Annotated in this window: 1 protein-coding gene; it reads left to right on the top strand. The window is 68.7% G+C overall.

Going from position 1 to position 1131, the window contains the following annotated elements; genetic code table 11:
- Positions 1-16: 16 nt before the first annotated feature.
- On the top strand, positions 17-1131 hold a 1115-nt coding region (glmM, locus tag EFJ44_RS13725), incomplete at its 3' end, for a phosphoglucosamine mutase (protein WP_125257804.1).

Here is a 1131-nt window from a genome sequence, read left to right as displayed (position 1 = left end):
CGACAGGAGGAAGCCCTTGGGCGACAGGCGATATTTCGGCACCGACGGCATCCGCGGCCGGGCCAACAGCCATCCGATGACGCCGGAGGTGGCGCTGCGCGTCGGCCTGGCGGCCGGGCGTCTGTTCATGTCGTCCGACGACCGCCGCCATCTGGTGGTGATCGGCAAGGACACCCGGCTGTCGGGCTACATGATCGAGCCGGCGCTGGTGGCGGGCTTCACCTCGGCCGGCATGGACGTGCGCCTGTTCGGCCCCCTGCCGACGCCGGGCGTGGCGATGATGACCCGTTCGATGCGCGCCGACATCGGCGTGATGATCTCCGCCAGCCACAACAACTATGCCGACAACGGCATCAAGCTGTTCGGCCCCGACGGCTACAAGCTGTCCGACGAGGTCGAGCTGAAGATCGAGTCGATGATGGACGCCGCTCTCGGCGAGGGTCTGGCCCCGCCGGACAAGCTGGGCCGGGTCAAGCGCATCGACGACGCCCAGGCCCGCTACGTCGAGATCGCCAAGGCCAGCTTCCCCAAGAGCCTGAACCTCAGCGGACTGAGGATCGTCGTCGATTGCGCCAACGGCGCCGCCTACAAGGTCGCGCCCACGGCCCTCTACGAACTGGGCGCCGAGGTGTTCGAGATCGGGGTCGAGCCCAACGGACTGAACATCAACGCCGAGTGCGGATCGACCCATCCGGACCTGCTGGCCGAGACGGTGCGCCTGCATCGCGCCGACATCGGCATCGCGCTCGACGGCGACGCCGACCGCGTCATCATCTGCGACGAGAAGGGTCAGGTCGTCGACGGGGACCAAATCATGGCGCTGGTGGCGCTGGACTGGGCCCAGCGTGGGCTGCTGGTCGGCGGCGGCGTGGTCGCCACGGTCATGTCCAATCTCGGGCTGGAGCGGGCGCTGGCCGCGGCCGGCCTGACGCTGGAACGCACGAAGGTCGGCGACCGCTACGTCATGGAGCGGATGCGCGAAGGCGGGTTCAACGTCGGCGGCGAACAGTCGGGCCACATCATCCTGCACGATCACGCCACCACCGGCGACGGCCTGATGAGCGCCCTGCAGGTGCTGGCGGTGCTGGTCGCCTCGGGACGCAGGATGAGCGACCTCGCCCGACAGTTCGA

The organism is Brevundimonas fluminis (genome assembly GCF_003934285.1).
GTDB lineage: Bacteria > Pseudomonadota > Alphaproteobacteria > Caulobacterales > Caulobacteraceae > Brevundimonas > Brevundimonas fluminis.
The sequence above is the reverse complement of the archived record's forward strand: the minus strand, read 5'-3'. Positions and strand labels throughout refer to the sequence as shown.